Genomic DNA, 20,513 nt, shown 5'->3' on the forward strand with positions numbered 1-20,513 from the left:
TAACATGAGGGTTACTGTTTTTTTCTTTGTAATAAAGAGCTTTGTAAAGAGAGCGCTTTTTGTTCTGCTGTTAATAAGGAATGAATATGAACGTTTTCTGGACGAGGGACTATCGGATACATAAGATTTGTTGGAGAAGGGTGGTGCTCCGAGCCGGTTGGAGAATGAGGATCTGCATGAGTAAGTTTTCCATGAATACGTCTTGTAAATAAAATATGACCGATTTCGTGAGCGAGCGTATATATATTTTTCATAGGGGCAGCCGAATTTGTTAAAACGATATAGCCAGTAAGTTGCTGTTGTTTTGCTAAAGAATAAGCGCAGGCAATTACTGCTGTTTCTTTGAAATAATCACTGCCAATATAACAAATATAAAGGTCGCATTCAGGAGCTTCATTTACACATGTTTGGAAAAAGGATGCCAACTTTTCTTGACTTTGAATGGAATTTTTATAACTGATTTCACGGTCAAAAAAACGGAAAAGTTCATTTAATACAATTACTTCTTGAATTTGAAATATAATGGGGTGCCAAATTGATTCTGCAACAGCTAAATCTTTTGCGATGCGGTCATCAGAAATATCGGCGCCGGGAGTAATGCAAATACATATATTGACGTATGGATCCATAAGGAACACCTCAAATGAAAAAAAGTTCTTCCTATAATATATGTGGGGAAAAGATGTCATGTATGGATAAACGCCTTCTTTATTGAATATATAGATGACAAGTCGAAAAAATTTCATAGTTCTATAACATGGTATGGTCGTCTTTTTGATATAGTAAAGGAAAGGGGGAGAATATATGTATACATTAAAAATCGTTTCAGACAGAGAAGCACTTTATCAATTTGCGAGTTATGTAAGAGTTGTACAAGGGGTTGAAGATGTATATGTAGAGGTGGGAGAACCTTTATATGAACATCCTTTAATGAAGTTTTATGTACATATTAAGCTGAAAGAAACATATGAGCAGCATAAAGCGTTACAGGAAATAGCAAGATTAGTAGAATTGGGTCGTTTTACATATGTCCATTATCGTAATGATGAAATTGAGGAAGCTTTTGAAGCTGTAAAATATGAAAGTTTTAAGAAATAAAGATGAAAAAACGGAGGCGAAAGCTTCCTTTTTTTCTTTAAAATTACATGAACAAAAAGAGAGAAATTTTGTTATGATAAGGGAGGTTAGGGAAAGGGGAATTTACATATGGGGTATATTGAAGAGTTACGAAAAGTCGTTGGTACAAGACCGCTTATTCTCGTAGGATCAGCAATCATTATATTAAATGATAAACAAGAAGTATTGCTTCAATATCGTTCAGATACATATGATTGGGGTGTACCTGGCGGGGCGATGGAACTGGGTGAAACGACAGAAGAAACGGCACGTAGAGAGTTATTTGAGGAAACGGGGTTAACTGCAAAAATAATGCAATTTCTTGGTGTTCTATCAGGAAAAGAAGTATATTTCCGTCATCCGAATGGCGATGAAATTTTCAATGTCATTCATCTGTATCAGGCACATCATGTGAGCGGGGAATTAAAGCTCGATCATGAAGGGTTGAAACTTCAATATTTTCCAGTAGATAAGTTGCCAAAATTGAATGAAACGACAGAGAAAATTTTGCAAAAGTTTTTATATGCACTGACAGAATAGAAGGTTAATTCCTTCTATTTTTATTATATTAAATATTTTGATTTTTTAGTATGTTTATAGTATGATAGTTATAGATATACATCTTATGGAATTTCACCTAAAAACTTACTAGGGTACATAAGAGAGGGGCAAGTACAAAATGCATAATGTTGTTATTACAGCTGCAGTTCGTTCGCCAATTGGAACTTTTGGAGGAGCGCTAAAAAATGTAACGCCAGTAGAATTAGCTGTTCCTGTACTTCAGGAAGCTGTAAAACGAGGCGGGGTAGAACCACATGAAGTTGATGAAGTAATTTTAGGTCATTGTATTCAAAGAACTGATGAAGCAAATACAGCGAGAACAGCTGCATTAGCGGCAGGATTTCCTGACACAGTTACGGGATATACAATCCAACGTCAATGTTCTTCAGGTATGCAAGCAATTATGTCAGCTGCAATGCAAATCCAATTAGGTGTAAGTGATGTTGTTGTTGCAGGTGGAGTAGAAGCGATGAGTTCGAGCCCTTATGCATTGAAACAGCACCGCTGGGGACAACGTCTACAGCACGGAGAAATTCGTGATACGGTGTGGGAAGTGTTAGAAGATCCGATTCACCATATTATGATGGGTGAAACAGCGGAAAATTTAGTTGAACAATATGAAATTACAAGAGAGGAACAAGATGAAGTTGCTCTTCGCAGTCATACATTGGCACTGAAGGCAATCGAGTCTGGACACTTTGACGATCAAATTGTTCCTATTACAATAAAAGAACGTAGAAAAGAAGTAGTATTTTCGAAGGATGAGCATCCACGTGCAGATATTACAGCGGAAAAATTAGCAGGGTTAAAACCAGCATTCCGTAAAGATGGGTCTGTAACTGCAGGTAATGCATCTGGCCTGAATGACGGAAGTGCAGTTCTAGTATTAATGAGCGAAGAAAAAGCGAAAGAAAAAGGCTTACAACCGTTAGCTAGAATTGTTGGATATTCAGTAGCTGGAGTAGACCCGAAAATTATGGGTATTGGACCAGCACCAGCAATTCGTAAAGGTTTAGAAAAAGTAGATTGGTCATTGGAAGATGCAGATTTACTTGAAATTAATGAAGCTTTCGCGGCTCAATATTTAGCTGTAGAGAAAGAGTTAGGCTTAGACCGTGAAAAAGTGAACGTAAACGGTAGTGGCGTAGGACTTGGGCATCCAATTGGTTGTACAGGGGCTCGTATTACAGTAAGTTTAATTCACGAATTAAAAAGACGTGGGTTAGAAAAAGGAATTGCCTCTTTATGCGTCGGTGGCGGTATCGGGGTTGCCTTATTTATAGAAGCACTATAAAAAAGAAGCAGCTATTGCTGCTTCTTTTTTTACGACTCAAATAGATGATGAAATAATCGATCACGATTTTCAAAGAAAAGTTTCGTCGTTTGGTAATGCTCAGTTTCTTCTAATGTGGATTCGTGAATCCCTTCTTGTGTTAAAGAATATATAGTGGATTCAGGGTAGGCCATTAAAATAGGAGAATGCGTCGCAATAACAAATTGTGAACCTTGTTCCACTAGCTCATGCATTCGAATAAGCATGGAAAGTTGTCTCATTGGTGATAAAGCTGCCTCAGGCTCATCTAAAATGTATAAACCTTGTCCTGAAAAACGGTTCATAAATAAGGAAAAGAATGATTCGCCGTGAGATTGTTCGTGTAGTGAAACGCCGCCGTAAGATTTTATAGCATCTATTTCATCAATATAAGAAGCAACGTTATAAAATGATTCAGCGCGAAGAAAGAAACCGTCGTTTGGTGTATTGAAACTTTTGGAAATTCGAAGGTATTCATGTAAAGATGAATGTGAATCGTTAGTGCTAAAGCGGAAATTCTTCGTTCCACCTTCTGCATTAAAGCCTAACGCAATTGCAATTCCTTCAAGTAATGTTGATTTACCCGTTCCATTTTCTCCAATAATGAATGTTACATTTGGATGAAAAACTAGTGATTGTAATGTTCGGATAGCAGGTAAGCAGTAAGGATATGCGGAAAAACTAGGGATATTTTCTTTTTTTAATGTAACATTTTGTAAAAAGGGTACGTCAATCAATATATAAACCTCAATTCATAACGGATTTTGATTCTAAAAAGGCGGCAAATACAAGTGTTAATGACACCTGAATTCCTTCCTTATTTTCTGAATATTTTATGTGGATTATATCATTTAAACTATCATATTCCAATGTGAAAATAAATATTGCATGAAGATCCATTCTCTCGTTATGATATATGGTATTCTATTGAAAATGTGAGAAGGAGTTAAAGTATGCCGTTTACATTTGCACATCCAGCAGCAGTTCTTCCTTTTGCGAAAAAGCATTCTAAACATATTTCAGTAACGGCTCTTACATTAGGTAGTATGGCGCCTGACTTTGAATATTTTTTACACTTTAGACCGTATGGTGTTATTGGCCATAAATGGCTCGGGTTCTTATATTTAAATTTACCGCTTGTATTTCTACTCGCATACATATATCACTACATTTTAAAAAAGCCGTTTATAACGCATTTACCTAAACCGTTTGCTGGTTATTATTCATATGCAATAGATGAGAGGTGGGGGCTACATACCTGGAAAGAATTCTTTGTATTTTGCTATTCTGCATTATTCGGTATGCTCACGCATGTTGTTTGGGATGCATTCACTCATAAGACAGGCTATTTCGTTATGAAAATACCATTATTACAAAGAGAATGGTACGGTATCTCTGTTTATAAATATATGCAACATGGAAGTACATGTATTGGTGTTCTACTATTAGTATACGTTTTATGGAAGTATAGAAATGAAATGGGTAAAGATCTTATTTTAGCTTCGGAAAAAAGAAAGTATTGGGTTTCAGTAATTGTTGTAGCAACTATTATATTTATCGTGCACGCGTTCCTAGATCCCTATTTTCATATTTTCCAAATTGGAGGTATAATAGTATCTGGACTGACAAGTTCATTTTGTGGACTTGTCATTGTTTCTATAGTTTACAAAGCCAGGGACTAATTTTATATTCATGAATGATAGCGTTAGGAGAAATGAAATGATGAAAGCATGGAAAAGTATTTTTGTTTTATGTAGTTTTCTTCTTATGTTAAGTGGTTGCTTCCATCAAGAAGAAAAGAAAGCTGAACCGAAGAAGAAAGAATCTATTCCTGAAACAAAAGAATATGGTGGGCGTGAGCTGAAAAAAGTAGGACAAAAAGTGAAAGAAACAGGATGGGGTACTTTTAAGTTAGAGCAGATGCATTCTGTGAATCAAACATTTGAAGTAGCGCCAATGAAAATTCACGTACAAGATGTGAAAGTAATTTCTTTATCACAGATGAGTGAAAAGGCAAAAAAAACATTGAAAGTATACACGGCACTAACCCCTGAAGAAGTAAAACGGAGATTAGGGGATAAAGTAAGCCAAGAAGATGCAGAATTATATGCATCGCTAAGTGGAACAGAGATTAGTAATACAATTCGTTACGTTGAGATTACATATAAAGTGGAGAATACCGGAAATAAAAATATGCAATTTTTCTCTATGAATGATGTTATGATTAATGGTAAGCAACATTTTAAAGTAGCCACTCAAAACTTTTTATATGACGAAGATACGTTAGTTGGTACAAAAAATGTATCAAGAGAAGACTATAAGCCTGGTGAAACAAGAGATGGTATTATTGGTTTAATACTTGACGATGGAAAAGACAAGGTAAAGGATATTCAGTTTACAACTGATGATTTACTTGCAGGAGATTCAGAAACACAAGATGTTGTAAAAGAGCCACAAACGTTTAACATCTCACTAAAATAATGTAAGGCAAAACAGTCAGCATTCAAATATTATGCTGACTGTTTTTTTATTTCTTTTATGTATGAATCTACATTTTGAAAAGGCACCTTAATTTTAAACGCATCTTTTTGTTCATTAAATTGCTTTTCATTGTAGGGACCGAAACGTTTATTGTGCTTTACGTCAATAATCCAATAATGTTCACTTTTTTTATTTGCAATTGCTGCGTCAGGGTTATTCGGATCTGATTTTTCCTCGGTTTGTTTTGCAATAATGTATTTATCATCCCAAGCAATGTCTGTAATTTTTGCAGGGATGTATTGTGTGGCATATACAGCATCTTGCGAGGGGAAAAGTTCAAATGCATTTCCAGAAGTACGTATGAGTTCGTATTCATCGTTAACCGTATAAGTTAAGTGACCTGTGTTTCCTGCACAACCAGTTAATAGGAAGGCGACGAATAGGATTATCCATTTTTTCAATATGGGAACCTCCTTTATAATGCTATTGTAACAAATTGTACAAGAAAAGTAAGAGAAAGGCTAGTTTACAATGTTTTTTAGAAGTGGTACGATGAGACGGGTAAAGAAGGATATGAAGGAGTCGACATAAAATGAAGTTAAAGATGCATCGTCCAGCGCTTGTAATGAATCGCATAGGTGCTTCCCTAATTGACATGTTTTTAATCTCGGTTATGTATGGTGTAGTAGTAGCTATTATGACCGGAAACTATAGTGCTATGTTTAAGCGCTTTAATATAAGCTTAGGTGATTTTAGATATGATTTCGCAGTAGTTTTTATATTAATGGCGATATATTTTATTGTGTTACCCTTTATTTGGAACGGTGTTACACTTGGAAAAAAGGTAACGAGAATAAAATTAATTTCATTGAAGAGTGAAAAGCTAACGTTGCAAACATTAATTATAAGATTTTTTGTAGTGTTATTACCGAACGTATTGCTATTAGGAATTCCATTAATATGTAATATATATATGATGTTGTTCCGCAAAGATAATTGTGGTTTTCAGGATTTAATTACAAAAACGAAAGTAATAAGTCTTGTATAATGAAAAAAAGACCTTTTTATATATAAAAGGGTCTTTTTGATTTTATAAGTATATGGGGAATGTTTACAGTAAGGAAAAGCTAAAACGTGTTAATTCTATTTATAATAGATTGAAAATTAAGAAAATGATATAATGATTAAAAATAATATCTTTATTCCGCCATATTGGGGCTGATTAAAATTTCACTTTATATAATAAGGGGGAGATTAAAATGACTGGAGGTAGTGTAATCTTTTGGGGGATTTTAATTTTCATCGGTTTAGTTTTCGATCAGCGTAATAATAAGAAAAAAGAAGGATAAAAAGTAAACGTTTACAAGTAAAATAGCAATTTTTCTTGCTTGCAGATTAATCTTATAAAGGAGTATACTGAATGACGGTAAGACTTATAGAAGGGGTAATGAAAATGAAGCTTGCAGGAAAAGTTGCTATCGTAACTGGCGGTGGCATCGGTATTGGACGTAATACAGCTCTTTTGTTGGCTAAACAAGGCGCAAAAGTTATTGTGACGGACATTGATCAAGAGAGTGGACAAGCAACAGTGGAGGAAATTATGAATCTAGGCGGAGAGGCACTTTTTGTATCCTATGATATGGGAAAGCAAGGAGATTGGCAACGCGTTATTAGCATTACTTTGAATGCATTCAGTCGCATTGATATGCTTTTTCAAAATGCAGGTTTATATAAAATAGATTCTATTTTTTCTCGCCAACAAGAGAACGATTCCAATGTACTTTGTATTAATGACGTTTGGATAGAGATAAAACAATTAACGTCATCTTTTATGAAACAGCAAGAAGAAGTGGTGCTTAGTGATTTACCGATTTTCGGTATTATTAGCACAAAAGGACAATCATTTCATACAGTAGAAGCCCTAGTATAATAATAAAAACCGCCCTCAATATATGTGGACGGTTTTTTTGTATGTGTATAGTAAAGATAAATTTTTTAGCGAATACGTTGTTCAGTTTGGTTATCAAAGAAATGTGCTTTATTCATATCAAATGCTAATTTAATTTGATCACCAGGTGAAAATGTATGTCTTGCATCTACACGTGCTGCAAAATCTTGATTTCCAAGTTTCATATATAAAATGGATTCAGCACCTAATAATTCAGCGACTTCAATTTTTGTTGTGAAGGCAGTAGATTGCGAAGCTTCTAAAAATAGTAGTTCATCATGAATGTCCTCTGGGCGAATACCTAAAACAATTTCCTTATTTACATAGCCTTGTTCACGTAGCATCTTCATTTTTCCTTCAGATACTTTAATTTTTATAGTATTGTCTATAACGAAATCGGTTTCAGTCAATTTACCACGGAAGAAATTCATCGCTGGTGAGCCGATAAATCCACCCACGAAAATGTTTTCTGGCGTTTCGTATACTTCTTTTGGAGTTCCAATTTGTTGGATTTTTCCATCCTTCATAACGACAAGACGCGAAGCCATAGTCATTGCTTCTGTTTGGTCATGTGTTACATAAATTGTTGTTGTTCCAAGGCGATGATGTAGCTTAGAAATTTCTGAGCGCATTGCAACACGGAGTTTAGCATCTAAGTTTGATAATGGTTCATCCATTAAGAAAACTTTTGCATCTCGAACGATTGCTCTACCTAACGCAACACGTTGGCGCTGTCCACCTGATAATGCTTTCGGTTTTCTATCTAAATATTGTTCAAGTCCTAAAATTTTTGCTGCATCTTTCACACGACGATCGATTTCATCTTTTGGTATTTTTCGAAGTTTTAATCCAAATGCCATATTATCATATACACTCATATGTGGATAAAGAGCGTAGTTTTGGAATACCATAGCGATATCTCGATCTTTTGGAGGAACATCATTCATTAGTTTACCATCAATTGAAAACTCGCCTTTTGAAATATCTTCAAGTCCAGCTACCATTCGTAATGTTGTAGATTTTCCGCATCCAGAAGGACCGACAAATACAATAAATTCTTTATCTTGAATGTGTAAATTAAAATCAGTTACAGCTGTTACGTTATTATCATATATTTTATAAATGTTTTCTAATTTAAGTTCTGCCATGGTATTTCCCCCTAGAAATAATTATGCAAACGTTTTCTTTGAGTTCATTATAAACGAATAGATTCAAAAAATAAATAAAAAAATAAAACGTTTTCATTTATTGGAGATTTATTAGTGGTTTTCATATGTTTTCTTAGAAAAAGAACAATAAAAATTGTAAGCGCTATTTTAAATTGAGATAGAATCTGTTATCATTCATTAATGAAAACGTTTGCGCCTTAAAAAAGAGAAAAATGAATGATGAATGAAATGGGGTAGCATAATGGAAAAACAATGGTGGAAAGAAAGTGTAGTATATCAAATTTATCCTCGTAGCTTTATGGATAGTAATGGTGATGGTATAGGAGATCTTCAAGGGATTATTTCAAAGCTAGATTACTTAAAAGAGTTAGGGATTGATGTGATTTGGTTATCACCAGTCTATGAATCTCCAAATGATGATAATGGTTATGATATAAGCGATTATTGTAAAATTATGAACGAGTTCGGAACAATGGAAGATTGGGATGAGCTATTACATGAAATGCATGAACGTAATATGAAACTTATGATGGACTTAGTTGTTAATCATACTTCGGATGAACATAATTGGTTTATTGAATCACGTAAATCAAAAGATAATAAATATAGAGATTACTATATATGGCGCCCTGGAAAAGAAGGGAAAGAACCGAACAACTGGGGAGCTGCTTTTAGTGGATCTGCATGGCAGTATGATGAAATGACGGATGAATATTATTTACATCTGTTTTCTAAAAAACAGCCAGATTTAAATTGGGATAATGAAAAGGTAAGACAAGATGTTTATGAAATGATGAAGTTTTGGTTAGAAAAAGGAATTGATGGCTTCCGTATGGATGTTATTAATTTTATTTCTAAAGAAGAGGGATTACCAGCTGTTGAAACAGAAGAAGAGGGGTATGTTTCAGGTCATAAGCATTTTATGAACGGTCCAAACATTCATAAATATTTACATGAAATGAATGAGGAAGTATTATCGCATTATGATATTATGACGGTTGGTGAAATGCCTGGTGTAACGACAGAAGAAGCGAAATTGTATACTGGAGAAGAACGAAAAGAGTTGCAAATGGTATTCCAATTTGAACATATGGATTTAGATTCAGGAGAAGGTGGAAAGTGGGATGTAAAACCATGCTCACTTCTTACTTTAAAAGAGAATTTAACAAAGTGGCAAAAAGCATTAGAGCATACCGGATGGAATAGCCTTTATTGGAATAATCATGATCAGCCTCGCGTTGTATCTCGTTTTGGTAATGATGGAATGTATCGCATTGAATCAGCAAAAATGTTAGCGACAGTTCTTCATATGATGAAAGGAACGCCATATATTTATCAAGGAGAGGAAATTGGAATGACGAACGTTCGATTCCAATCAATTGATGAATATCGAGATATTGAAACGTTAAATATGTATAAAGAAAAAGTGATAGACCATGGTGAAGATATAGAAAAAGTAATGGAATCTATTTATATAAAGGGTCGTGATAATGCTAGAACTCCGATGCAGTGGAATGATCAGAATCACGCTGGATTTACAAAAGGTGAACCTTGGATTACTGTAAATCCTAACTATAAAGAGATTAATGTGAAACAAGCAATCCAAGATGAAGGTTCAATTTTTTATTACTATAAGAAATTAATTGAACTACGCAAAAATAATGAAATAGTTGTGTATGGATCATATGATTTAATATTAGATAATGACCCTTCTATTTTTGCTTATGTAAGAACATATGGAGATGAAAAACTACTTGTCATTGCAAACTTTACTGCGGATGAAAGTGTATTTGAAATGCCTAAGGATATTAGTTATAGTGAATCAGAGTTATTTATACACAATTACGATGTAGAAATCGGATCAATAGATAACATTCCATTACGTCCGTATGAAGCGATAGTGTTCAAATTGAAATAAGAAAAAGCCTTATGCCATTTCGAACTTGGCATAAGGCTTTTTTGGATTACCATTTTAATATGGAGAATCCATATGGAGGAAGTGTAACTTGTAATACACTTGCTTCCGCTGAAAATTCTTCGTTTGTATAAATGTTAATTATTTTCTTACCAGTAACATGAAGAGGGAGTGAAACTGTAACTTCACTATTAGTAGGGTTTAAAACGAAAAAGATAGTTTCATCCTCATATGTTTTCGTATAAGAAATATAATTATGTTCATCATTTGCTTCGATGAATTGAAAAGTACCATGTCCTCCAAATGCTTTATGTTGTTTACGTAATAAAATCAATGTTTGTATATGGGTAAATAATGCATGATCTTGTTCTTTAGTATCCCAAATCATACATTTACGGCAATCAGGGTCCATGCCGCCATCCATACCAATTTCATCCCCGTAATAAATACAAGGAGAGCCGATGAAAGAAAGATGGAATACATAGAGCAATTTCAACTTATTTTTATCTCCGTTGCATGTTGTTAAAATTCTTGGAGTATCATGGCTGTCTAATAAATGAAATGCTGCTTCATTTACATTCATAGAGTAGGAATGTAGAGATTCTGTAATTTGCTTCATGAATTCACTTGCTTTAATGGAATCGTTAGCAAAGTAAGAAAGTAGAGCATTTGTAACAGGATAGCTCATGACAGCATCAAATTGATCGCCTTGTAGCCACGGAAGGGCATCGTGCCAAATTTCTCCCAAAATATATACTTCAGGATTTAGTGTCTTTATTTCAGTTCGGAATTCTCTCCAAAAGTTGTGATCGACTTCATTGGCGACATCAAGGCGCCAGCCATCTATATTGAATTCTCGTACCCAATAACGTCCTACTTCAAGTAAGTATTCTTTTACATCTGGATGAGCTGTATTTAATTTAGGCATATACGGTGTAAAGGCGAAAGTATCATAATTTGGAAGTGGTTCGGTTATAATCGGAAATTCATGAATGTGGAACCACTCTTTATATGCGGACTTCTCACCATTCTCTAGTACGTCTTGAAATTTCTCGAAAAAGTATCCACTATGATTAAACACAGCATCGAGCATTACTTTTATACCGTGCTTATGACATTCTTCAACGAGCTCTTTAAAAGTTTCTTTCGTCCCAAATTGTGGGTCAATTTCCATATAGTCAATTGTGTCATATTTATGGTTTGAATGAGCTTTGAAAATAGGTGTGAAATATAATCCGGAAATGCCAAGCTTAACAAGGTAATCAAGGTTTTGAATAACACCAGAAAAATCTCCGCCGAAAAAATTAGTTGGAGTTGGATTCGCACTTCCCCAAGGAAGGGTGTTTTCTGGATTCAGCGTACTATCGCCATTAGCGAATCGCTCAGGGAAAATCTGATACCAAATGGTGTCTTTAATCCAAGATGGTGCTTTGAATACATCATCTGCATGAATAAATGGAAAACAAAAAAAGTTACCAACATCATCATTTGGAATGCTAGAAAAGAATCCTCGCTCTGCATAAATAAGAGTGTCTGTTTCAGATTTTAATTCAAACCCATAACGTAAGCGCTTAAATTTTGGTTCGATTGCAATGGACCAATAATCAAATAATGCAGTAGAACCCGTTTTTTTCATGGGTGTACTTGCTGATATCCATTTCCCGTCTTTCCATTCGTAAGGATCACCGTAAATAAGATCGGCGCTTTGAATATCATCTCTCTTAGTACGTACTCGGATGTGAATTGTTTGTTCATCATAAGCGTATGCATAATTATCTTTCGGCCTATGATAAATGGCTTCTTTAAACATATAGAAAATCCCCCTTCAATATCTCTATACATAGTATTCCCTTAAGTGTAATAATAAAGCCTGTATTGCAAACGATTGCCTTTCTCGTAGCTTTAATATTGCTTATAAGAGTAGTATTCATTTTATATAAAGTCAATGTATAAAGAGTATAATGACATAATTTTTAAATTAATATTTGCAAAATGAATAAAAGAATGTATAATGATAGACAAATAGCGCAAACGTTTTCATAGATTGAGATATTGTTTGCGCTTCAATTAAACTATTAAATGCAAACGTTTTCAGTTACTGAGGTACATAGACAATTTAGGGAGGTTTTTGGGATGAAGAAAGCATTATCATTATTAACGGTTTCAGCATTATCTATTGGTATGTTATCTGCATGTGGACCGAAAGATTCAGGGAAAAAAGAGGAAAGTAAAGCGAAAAAAGACTATGATCTTCTTGTTTGGGAAGATGATAAAAAAGGTGTTGGTTTAGAACCAGCAGTGAAAAGCTTTGAGGAAAAATATAAAGTAAAAGTAAAAGTTGTTGAAATGCAAATGACAGATCAAGTGAAGAAGTTACGCCTTGATGGGCCAGCGGGGACTGGACCAGATGTTGTAACATTGCCACACGATCAAATCGGAAATGCAGTAACAGAAGGTTTACTTTCTGAAGTGAAAGCAGATGATGCTGTAAAGAGTAAATTTACTAATTCATCAATAGAAGCACAGACATATAACGGAAAATTATATGGTTTACCAAAAGCAATTGAGACACCAGTCTTTATTTACAATAAAAAACTAATGCCAAAAGCGCCAGAAACGATGGACGAGCTGTTTAACTTCTCAAAAGAATTTACGAAAGATGGCAAGTACGGATTTTTAGCATTAGGAGATAACTTCTACTTTGCTAATGCATTCATGGCAGGTATGGGCGGTTATGTATTTGGTGAAAAAGATGGAAAGCCAAATGCAAGTGATGTTGGATTAAATAATAGTGGAGCAGTACAAGGTGCTGAATATCTTCAAAAATGGTACAAGGAAAAATTATTCCCAAAAGGTATTATCGGTGAATCAGGTGGGCCTGCTGCTGATGGACTATTCAATGAAGGAAAAGCAGCTTCTATCATGAATGGCCCATGGGCGTTCCAAGCAATGGAAAAGAACGGGATTGATTATGGCGTTGCTCCAATGCCGAAATTACCAAATGGTCAACCAATGAAAACGTTTGTTGGGGTTAAAGGATGGCATGTAACAAGTTTCTCTAAACAAAATGATTTAGCTACAAAATTCACTGAGTGGGTAACAAATGAAGAAAACGCAAAAATTCGATTTGAGAAAACAAAAGAAATTCCTCCAGTAAAATCAGTAATGGAAGATCCAATTATTAAAGATAACGAAGCTGCAAAAGCAGTTGCAACGCAATCTGAAAATGGAATTCCAATGCCAAACATTCCAGAAATGCAAGAAGTTTGGAAACCAGCTGGAGATGCGCTTCAATTAGTTGTTACAGATAAAGAGGCACCAAAAGCGGCGCTTGATAGTGCAGTGAAACAAATTAAAGGTAATATTGAGGCAAATCATAACAAGAAAAAATAAGGTGAAATTCGTGCCTCTAATATGAGAGGCACGAATTCTCTCCCTTCCATGTAGGAAGAAAAAAGGGGGAAGGAACATGCAAACATCTATGGAACCAGCAAATGGGTTAAACCATTCAAAGCATAGGAAAATGGCAACCATGTTATCAATCATTCCAGGCGTGGGCCAAATGTATAATAAACAATTTGTAAAAGGTCTTATTTTTCTAGTATTAACAGGTTCTTTTATTGTAGCCTTTGCTGATTTATTAAATATGGGATTATGGGGTATTGTAACGCTTGGTACAGAAGTTCCACGTGACCATTCTGTCTTTCTATTAGTAGAAGGAATCTTGGCCCTTATCGTTATCGCTTTTGGGCTAGGCATATATGCATTTAACTTATATGATGCATACCAAAATGGAAAGAAACGTGATAGCGGAACACCGTTAAATTCTGTAAAAGAGCAATATCGTAATTTGTTAGATCAAGGTTTTCCTTATTTAATGGTTTCACCAGGTTTTCTACTACTTATCTTTGTGGTCGTATTTCCAATCATCTTCGTAATTTTAATTGGATTTACAAACTATGATTTATATCATTCTCCTCCAGCTAAATTAGTAGATTGGGTGGGCTTTAAAAACTTTATTGATATTTTCACTTTACCGATGTGGAGAGAGACATTTGTAAGTGTATTCTCTTGGACTGTCATTTGGACATTCGTTGCAACAACATTACAAGTTGCACTTGGTATTTTCTTAGCGATTATCGTAAATCAGCCTGGTATTAAAGGAAAGGCGATTATTCGAACAATCTTCATTTTACCGTGGGCGGTTCCAGCATTCGTATCTATTCTTGTTTTCTCTGGTATGTTTAATGAAACATTCGGAGCGATTAACAATCAAGTATTAGCTTTATTCGGAATTGAAAAGATTGCTTGGATGACAGATCCATTTTGGGCGAAGATTGCTTTAATTATGATTCAAACGTGGCTTGGGTTCCCGTTTATCTTTGCGATGACAACAGGTATACTGCAATCGATTCCGGGAGAATTATATGAAGCGGCTACAGTAGATGGAGCGACAGCTTGGCAACAGTTTCGTAAAATTACATTGCCACTTGTGTTATATGCAACAGCACCAATATTAATTACGCAATATACGTTTAACTTTAATAACTTTAGTATCATCTATCTATTTAATGGTGGAGGTCCTGCTGTAGCTGGACAAGACGCAGGTGGAACGGATATTTTAATTTCATGGATTTATAAGTTAACGATGACTTCAGCGCAGTACGGAAAAGCAGCAGCTCTTACAATGATATTATCGTTAATTGTTATTACAGTTGCGTTATGGCAATTTAAGAGAACAAAATCATTCCAAGAAGAGGATATGATGTAAATGAATATTAAAAGACAGAAGATGTTACGTCTCTCATTAAGTTATTTAGTTATTTTCGTAATGTGTGCCATCATTTTCTATCCGTTATTATGGATTATTGGCTCATCGTTTAATCCAGGTGATAGTTTATCTGGATCAAGTATTATTCCACAAAATGCAACGTTAGATCATTATCGTAAGTTATTAGATCTAGAGAATAGTAATTACTTACTATGGTATAAAAACACATTAAAAGTAAGTGTTTTAACGATGATTTTCTCAGTGTTAGCAATTAGTTTTACCGCTTATGCATTTTCGAGATATCGTTTTGTTGGAAGAAAAAATGGTTTATTAACATTTTTAATTCTGCAAATGATTCCAAACTTTGCAGCGTTAATTGCTTTATACGTATTAGCTCAATTAACAGGATTAATTGATACACACCTTGCATTAATTTTAATTTATGTAGGCGGGGCTATTCCGATGAATACATGGCTTATGAAAGGGTATTTTGATACGATTCCGAAAGAACTGGATGAATCAGCTCGAATGGATGGAGCAGGACATTTTCGTATTTTTTGGCAAATCATTATGCCACTTGCAAAGCCAATCGTAGCGGTTGTAGCGTTATTTACTTTCATTGGTCCATTTACAGATTTCATTTTAGCGAGTATTATTTTGCGAACACCAGAAAATTATACTTTAGCAGTTGGATTATATGAAATGGTTGCGAAGAAATTCGGTAATGAATTTACAACGTTTGCAGCGGGTTCTGTGTTAATTGCGATCCCAATTTCAATTTTATTCCTATCACTACAAAAATACTTTATTTCTGGTTTAACAGCTGGAGGTACAAAAGGATGAAAAATGGGACATTACGTCCCATTTTTCTTTTCATCTCCCTATAAATAAGTTTATAGGGAGATGAAAAGAGATTTGACATCACATGTGAAAAGAAGTGAAATAAATAGTATATTATAGTATAGGAAAAAATAGCTATATCCCTTACAATACATGAAGAGGGAGAATAGGATTAGTTTTGCAAGATATAAGAAATGAAAGTTTATGACTTGCAATGAGTGCGAGATAAAATATATGAAAAATGGCAGAGAAATGAGAGGAGGGGGATTTTTATGACAGTTACAATTAAAGATGTGGCGAAGCAAGCGAATGTTGCACCATCAACAGTTTCTCGTGTAATTGCTGATAATCCAAGTATAAGTGAAAAGACAAAGCGCCGTGTTAGGAAAGTGATGAGTGAATTAGGGTATCATCCCAATTTAAATGCGAGAAATCTTGCGAACCAAACGACGAAAACACTTGGTCTTGTTATGCCAAGTTCTGCAAGTAAAGCTTTTCAAAATCCATTTTTCCCAGAAGTTATAAGAGGGATTAGTTCATTTGCACACGTAGAAGGTTATGCGCTTTACATGTCGACAGGTGAAACGGAAGAAGAAATTTTTAATGGTGTCGTAAAGATGGTACAGGGACGCCAAATTGGTGGCATTATTCTTTTATATTCAAGGGAGAATGATCGGATTATTCAATATTTACATGAACAAAATTTCCCGTTTGTTTTAATAGGAAAACCATATGATCGAAAAGATGAAATTACATATGTAGATAATGACAATTATACAGCTGCAAGAGAAGTGGCAGAATATTTAATTTCATTAGGGCATAAGCAAATCGCGTTCATTGGTGGTGGATCAGATTTACTTGTAACGAGAGATCGTTTAGCTGGTATGAGTGATGCCTTGAAATTAGCAGACATTGTATTACCAAAAGAATATATTTTACATTTTGATTTTTCGAGGGAAAGTGGTCAACAAGCTGTTGAGGAATTAATGGGACTGCAGCAACCGCCAACGGCAATTATGGCAACGGATGACTTAATTGGACTTGGTGTGTTAAGTTCTCTTTCTAAAAAAGGATTCGTTGTACCGAAAGATGTTTCTATTGTAAGCTTTAATAATGCTTTATTATCAGAAATTGCGAGCCCTCCACTTTCGACAGTTGATGTGAATATTTATCAGCTAGGATATGAGGCAGCAAAAGCTTTAGTTGATAAAGTAGAGAATGCAGAATCCACTGCAAAGTGTATCATTATTCCTCATAAATTACTAAAACGTCAAACTTGTGATCATTATGCATAAAAAAGCTAAGAGTTTAACTCTTAGCTTTTTTCATTAGAAAGGCTTCTAATCGGTCGCAGCCTTCTTTTAAAGTTTCGATACTATACGCATAGGACAAGCGAAGGTAGCCTTCACCGTATTCAGAGAATGCTGTTCCAGGAACTACAGCTAGTCCCGCTTCTTTGACAAGATCAAGTGCAAAATCAAATGATGAAGATGTCAAATGACCAACATATGGGAATAAGTAAAATGCACCTGTTGGCTTTTCAACTGTTAATCCCATTTGAGTGAGTCTATTATATACGTAATCACGGCGTTTTTTATATTGGTGGCGCATCATTTTTGGTGCGTCTTTAGCTGCTGTTAATGCTTCAATTGCAGCGTATTGAGCGATTGAAGTAGCACACGTTACATTGTATTGATGAACTTTTAATATGTGTCCTGCTAAATAACTTGGTGCAAATAAAAGTCCAACACGCCAGCCAGTCATAGAATGTGATTTAGATAAACCGTTAATGACAATTGTTTTTTCACGCATTTCTGGGAAATGAGCGATAGATGTATGCTTTTGTTCATATACAAGCTCGCTATAAATTTCATCTGAAAGGACGAAAATATTTTTATCTTTTAAAACATCTACAATATCTTTTAGCTCTTCTGTTGATAAAGTTACACCGGTTGGGTTAGAAGGATACGGTAGTACGATACATCTTGTTTTTTCTGTAATAGCATTTTTAAGCGCTTCAGCTGTTAAACGAAATCCAGTTTCACGAACATCTACAAAAATAGGCGTTGCACCGCATAATCGAATAATAGGTTCGTAGCCTGGATAAATAGGAGCAGGTAAAATTACTTCTGTTCCTGGCTCTAAAATCGTTCGGAATGCAACATCAATTGCTTCGCTAGCACCGATTGTAACGATGGTTTCGTTTTCAGGTGAATAATGTAAATCGTAGTTATCTTTTACGAAGTTACAAGCTGCCTTACGTAATTCTAGTAAACCAGCGTTATGTGTATAGCTTGTATAGTTTTCTGTAATAGCCCGTTTAGCCGCTTCTTTCACGAGAGAAGGTGTAGGGAAATCGGGTTGTCCAATTGTTAAAGAAATCAAATTATCATAGTTTTGAATCATGTTAGAGAACTGACGGATTCCAGAAATTTGGATGTCCTTCACTCTAGGGTTAATGAATTGTTCCATTGTATCTCCCTTTCTTCCGTTTGAAAATTAAGTTCATTTTATCATATTTTCTATGATTACGCTTTGTATATGTTATTTAGAAAGAGAGAGAAAAGAGAAAAAAAGCCGCTATAAGCGACTTTTTAATATCCGTATTCCCAATCTATTTCATCTTCATTCCAGAGTACAGAGGATACCTTGCCAAGGTGAACGACTGATTCGTTTACAGCACATGTGCAGTTTTCATCTCCCGCTTTATGCTGTAACTCTTCATATACTGATTTTTCAACATTTTCTAGAACAACCAAATTTTCTTCTTTTAAAACAAGCGTAGTACCCGCCATATTTATCTTCCTCCTACTAAAGTAATGATCACTTATTTGTAAACATAGATAGTATGGATTATATGCTGTATTTTGCTATAATTGTCCGTCTAAAAAAGTATTTTTATATTTTCTTTGTAATCCGTATTCATTGTATACTGCACGAAGGAAATTTGGTACAGGGTTTACAATCATTTCGAAAATCTGTAACAATTATTATGAGTTGTTAACAAAGAATTAACAAATATGTTAAGAAAAATCAAAATTTTAAAACAAATACACCTATAAAATGATATAATCATATCAAAATACATATAGGGGATGAGAGGTTATGGAGCTTATCCGTGATTTATTGATTCAAATTGCCATCATAATTTTGCCACTATTTTTATATGAAGCGATTCGTTTAAATCGCTATCAAGAAATGCCTCCGAAGCCAAATCGTTACTTTATTATGTTTTTATCTAGCGTTACGCTCGTTCTCTCCATGACATACTCTATTTGTTTTGGCAATGTGTGTGGGTATAACTTTCACCCCATTCCAATTGTCAGTGGTTTTTTATATGGTGGGATTGTTGGTTTAATCCCAGCGGTTATTTTTGTTGCATATGAATGGTTACTAAAGGGAATGAGCTTTCTTCCAGTTTTAGAAGTAATATTTCTATTGATAGTTCCGCTATTTTTATCAAAGAAATGGTCTCTTTTTTCAAGGGATAAGAAATTAATTTTAGCATTTATGATTTCATCATTTTATGTGCTTGTTTCTTTAGTATTAGGCATGATTAATGTTCTTTTGGAAACAGGATTTACACCGTATATTTCGCAAATATATAGCGGATTTATATTTGCCTCGCTTATCATGGTCATGACAATGGTATTTCAGGTGTATTTAACTGAATATTTAAATGAAAATGCATTGCTACGTACAGAGATGCAAAAATCAGAAAAGCTTAATATTGTAAGTGAGTTAGCAGCAAGTGTGGCACATGAAGTTCGAAATCCACTAACTGTTGTTCGTGGATTTATCCAATTGCTAGAAAGTACGGAAGATGTGAAGAATAAGGATTATATGCGTCTTGTATTAGCTGAATTGGATCGGGCGGAACAAATTATTTCAGATTACTTAAATTTAGCAAGGCCGCAAATTGAGAAAAAAGAACACATTTGTTTATCAGCCCAATTAATAGAAATGACCACTCTTATGTCGTCATTTGCAGCGATGCAAGGTGTATATTTACAAGTTGAAATTTCAGAAAGCCTTTATACGATTGGTGATAAGACAAAATTGAAGCAAGCTATTATGAATGTTGTTAAAAATGGTATTGAAGCAATTCAAGGAAATAAAGGATATTTAAAAGTAACAGCTATTCAAAAAGATGAAACAATCATAATAAGAGTTAAAGATAGTGGTGTTGGTATGACGAAAGAACAGTTAGCAAGGCTTGGGCAACCATATTATTCTTTAAAAGAAAAAGGGACAGGATTAGGACTTATGGTAACATTTAGTATTTTACAAGCGCATAATGGTACATTGGAATATAAGAGTGAAAGTGGAAAAGGCACTGAAGCAATTATTATATTACCAGCTGTACAAAATAAGGAATAAAAGTTACCGATGAAAGGTAA

21 protein-coding genes are annotated in these 20,513 nt (G+C 34.6%); 14 read left to right on the plus strand and 7 right to left on the minus strand.

Features of this window, described 5'->3' with window-relative positions:
- Positions 1-11: 11 nt before the first annotated feature.
- Positions 12-629 carry a DUF955 domain-containing protein gene (locus QO049_RS09905; protein WP_284489265.1) on the minus strand — a complete coding sequence of 206 codons (618 nt, stop codon included), beginning with the start codon at positions 627-629 and terminating at the stop codon, positions 12-14.
- Between the two features lie 175 nt (positions 630-804).
- On the opposite strand from QO049_RS09905, the gene QO049_RS09910 reads away from it, so the two are divergent.
- From QO049_RS09910 to QO049_RS09920, 3 genes are all read left to right on the plus strand, one after another.
- The gene (locus tag QO049_RS09910; RefSeq protein WP_000288330.1) at positions 805-1,098 is read left to right on the plus strand and encodes a DUF3928 family protein; all 294 of its coding nucleotides are present in this window, start codon (positions 805-807) and stop codon (positions 1,096-1,098) included.
- A gap of 108 nt (positions 1,099-1,206) precedes the next feature.
- Entirely contained in the window at positions 1,207-1,656 is a 450-nt protein-coding gene (locus QO049_RS09915; protein ID WP_246961080.1) for an NUDIX hydrolase, read from the plus strand.
- A 139-nt stretch (positions 1,657-1,795) separates the two neighbouring features.
- The gene (locus QO049_RS09920) at positions 1,796-2,971 is read left to right on the plus strand and encodes an acetyl-CoA C-acetyltransferase (RefSeq protein WP_000552075.1); all 1,176 of its coding nucleotides are present in this window, start codon (positions 1,796-1,798) and stop codon (positions 2,969-2,971) included.
- Positions 2,972-3,000: 29 nt separating this feature from the next.
- Here the strand turns inward: QO049_RS09920 and QO049_RS09925 are convergent, their stop codons facing one another.
- Positions 3,001-3,726, minus strand: coding sequence for an AAA family ATPase (locus QO049_RS09925; RefSeq protein ID WP_000568010.1), 726 nt, complete (start codon positions 3,724-3,726; stop codon positions 3,001-3,003).
- A gap of 216 nt (positions 3,727-3,942) precedes the next feature.
- Between QO049_RS09925 and QO049_RS09930 the strand changes: the two genes are divergently transcribed.
- Together QO049_RS09930 and QO049_RS09935 are read left to right on the plus strand one after the other, a co-directional pair.
- A complete protein-coding gene (locus QO049_RS09930; protein ID WP_246961077.1) occupies positions 3,943-4,671 on the plus strand; it encodes a DUF4184 family protein in 729 nt (242 codons plus the stop codon).
- A 37-nt stretch (positions 4,672-4,708) separates the two neighbouring features.
- Positions 4,709-5,470 (plus strand): hypothetical protein, encoded by a 762-nt coding sequence (locus tag QO049_RS09935; RefSeq protein WP_000973895.1) that lies wholly within the window; start codon positions 4,709-4,711, stop codon positions 5,468-5,470.
- A gap of 29 nt (positions 5,471-5,499) precedes the next feature.
- Here the strand turns inward: QO049_RS09935 and QO049_RS09940 are convergent, their stop codons facing one another.
- Positions 5,500-5,931, minus strand: a complete 432-nt coding sequence (locus tag QO049_RS09940; RefSeq protein ID WP_000758785.1) for a DUF3997 domain-containing protein — start codon at positions 5,929-5,931, stop codon at positions 5,500-5,502.
- 131 nt (positions 5,932-6,062) lie between these two features.
- Here QO049_RS09940 and QO049_RS09945 point away from each other — a divergent pair, with 131 nt between their 5' ends.
- The 3 genes from QO049_RS09945 (at position 6,063) to QO049_RS09955 (ending at position 7,400) form a co-directional block, all read left to right on the plus strand.
- The gene (locus QO049_RS09945) at positions 6,063-6,518 is read left to right on the plus strand and encodes an RDD family protein (protein ID WP_000769098.1); all 456 of its coding nucleotides are present in this window, start codon (positions 6,063-6,065) and stop codon (positions 6,516-6,518) included.
- 211 nt (positions 6,519-6,729) lie between these two features.
- A complete protein-coding gene (locus tag QO049_RS09950) occupies positions 6,730-6,819 on the plus strand; it encodes a hypothetical protein (protein WP_000145650.1) in 90 nt (29 codons plus the stop codon).
- 71 nt (positions 6,820-6,890) lie between these two features.
- Complete coding sequence (locus QO049_RS09955; RefSeq protein WP_000218410.1) at positions 6,891-7,400, plus strand: SDR family NAD(P)-dependent oxidoreductase; 510 nt, start codon at positions 6,891-6,893, stop codon at positions 7,398-7,400.
- A gap of 65 nt (positions 7,401-7,465) precedes the next feature.
- Here QO049_RS09955 and QO049_RS09960 read toward each other — a convergent pair whose 3' ends face one another.
- Entirely contained in the window at positions 7,466-8,566 is a 1,101-nt protein-coding gene (locus QO049_RS09960) for an ABC transporter ATP-binding protein (protein ID WP_000818931.1), read from the minus strand.
- A gap of 262 nt (positions 8,567-8,828) precedes the next feature.
- On the opposite strand from QO049_RS09960, the gene malL reads away from it, so the two are divergent.
- Positions 8,829-10,505 carry an oligo-1,6-glucosidase gene (gene malL / locus QO049_RS09965; protein ID WP_000415178.1) on the plus strand — a complete coding sequence of 559 codons (1,677 nt, stop codon included), beginning with the start codon at positions 8,829-8,831 and terminating at the stop codon, positions 10,503-10,505.
- Between the two features lie 46 nt (positions 10,506-10,551).
- Here the strand turns inward: malL and QO049_RS09970 are convergent, their stop codons facing one another.
- On the minus strand, positions 10,552-12,312 hold the full coding sequence (locus QO049_RS09970) for an alpha-glycosidase (protein WP_246961074.1): 1,761 nt from the start codon (positions 12,310-12,312) through the stop codon (positions 10,552-10,554).
- Between the two features lie 323 nt (positions 12,313-12,635).
- Between QO049_RS09970 and QO049_RS09975 the strand changes: the two genes are divergently transcribed.
- The 4 genes from QO049_RS09975 (at position 12,636) to malR (ending at position 17,408) form a co-directional block, all read left to right on the plus strand.
- Entirely contained in the window at positions 12,636-13,895 is a 1,260-nt protein-coding gene (locus QO049_RS09975; protein WP_000709923.1) for an extracellular solute-binding protein, read from the plus strand.
- Between the two features lie 76 nt (positions 13,896-13,971).
- On the plus strand, positions 13,972-15,273 hold the full coding sequence (malC, locus tag QO049_RS09980) for a maltosaccharide ABC transporter permease MalC (protein WP_001194996.1): 1,302 nt from the start codon (positions 13,972-13,974) through the stop codon (positions 15,271-15,273).
- Positions 15,274-16,116, plus strand: a complete 843-nt coding sequence (gene malD / locus QO049_RS09985; protein ID WP_001022608.1) for a maltosaccharide ABC transporter permease MalD — start codon at positions 15,274-15,276, stop codon at positions 16,114-16,116.
- 269 nt (positions 16,117-16,385) lie between these two features.
- Positions 16,386-17,408 (plus strand): maltose operon transcriptional repressor MalR, encoded by a 1,023-nt coding sequence (gene malR, locus QO049_RS09990; protein WP_246961071.1) that lies wholly within the window; start codon positions 16,386-16,388, stop codon positions 17,406-17,408.
- 13 nt (positions 17,409-17,421) lie between these two features.
- On the opposite strand, the gene QO049_RS09995 is transcribed toward malR, so the two are convergent.
- Together QO049_RS09995 and QO049_RS10000 are read right to left on the minus strand one after the other, a co-directional pair.
- Positions 17,422-18,585: an aminotransferase A gene (locus QO049_RS09995; protein ID WP_000434578.1), complete on the minus strand. Its 1,164-nt coding sequence runs from the start codon at positions 18,583-18,585 to the stop codon at positions 17,422-17,424.
- A gap of 122 nt (positions 18,586-18,707) precedes the next feature.
- Positions 18,708-18,908 (minus strand): hypothetical protein, encoded by a 201-nt coding sequence (locus QO049_RS10000; protein WP_000929277.1) that lies wholly within the window; start codon positions 18,906-18,908, stop codon positions 18,708-18,710.
- Between the two features lie 310 nt (positions 18,909-19,218).
- Here QO049_RS10000 and kinB point away from each other — a divergent pair, with 310 nt between their 5' ends.
- On the plus strand, positions 19,219-20,493 hold the full coding sequence (gene kinB / locus QO049_RS10005; RefSeq protein ID WP_000420369.1) for a sporulation sensor histidine kinase KinB: 1,275 nt from the start codon (positions 19,219-19,221) through the stop codon (positions 20,491-20,493).
- The last annotated feature ends 20 nt before the right edge of the window (positions 20,494-20,513 follow it).

Source organism: Bacillus sp. RB3, from assembly GCF_030164735.1.
In the GTDB taxonomy this organism is placed as follows: domain Bacteria; phylum Bacillota; class Bacilli; order Bacillales; family Bacillaceae_G; genus Bacillus_A; species Bacillus_A cereus.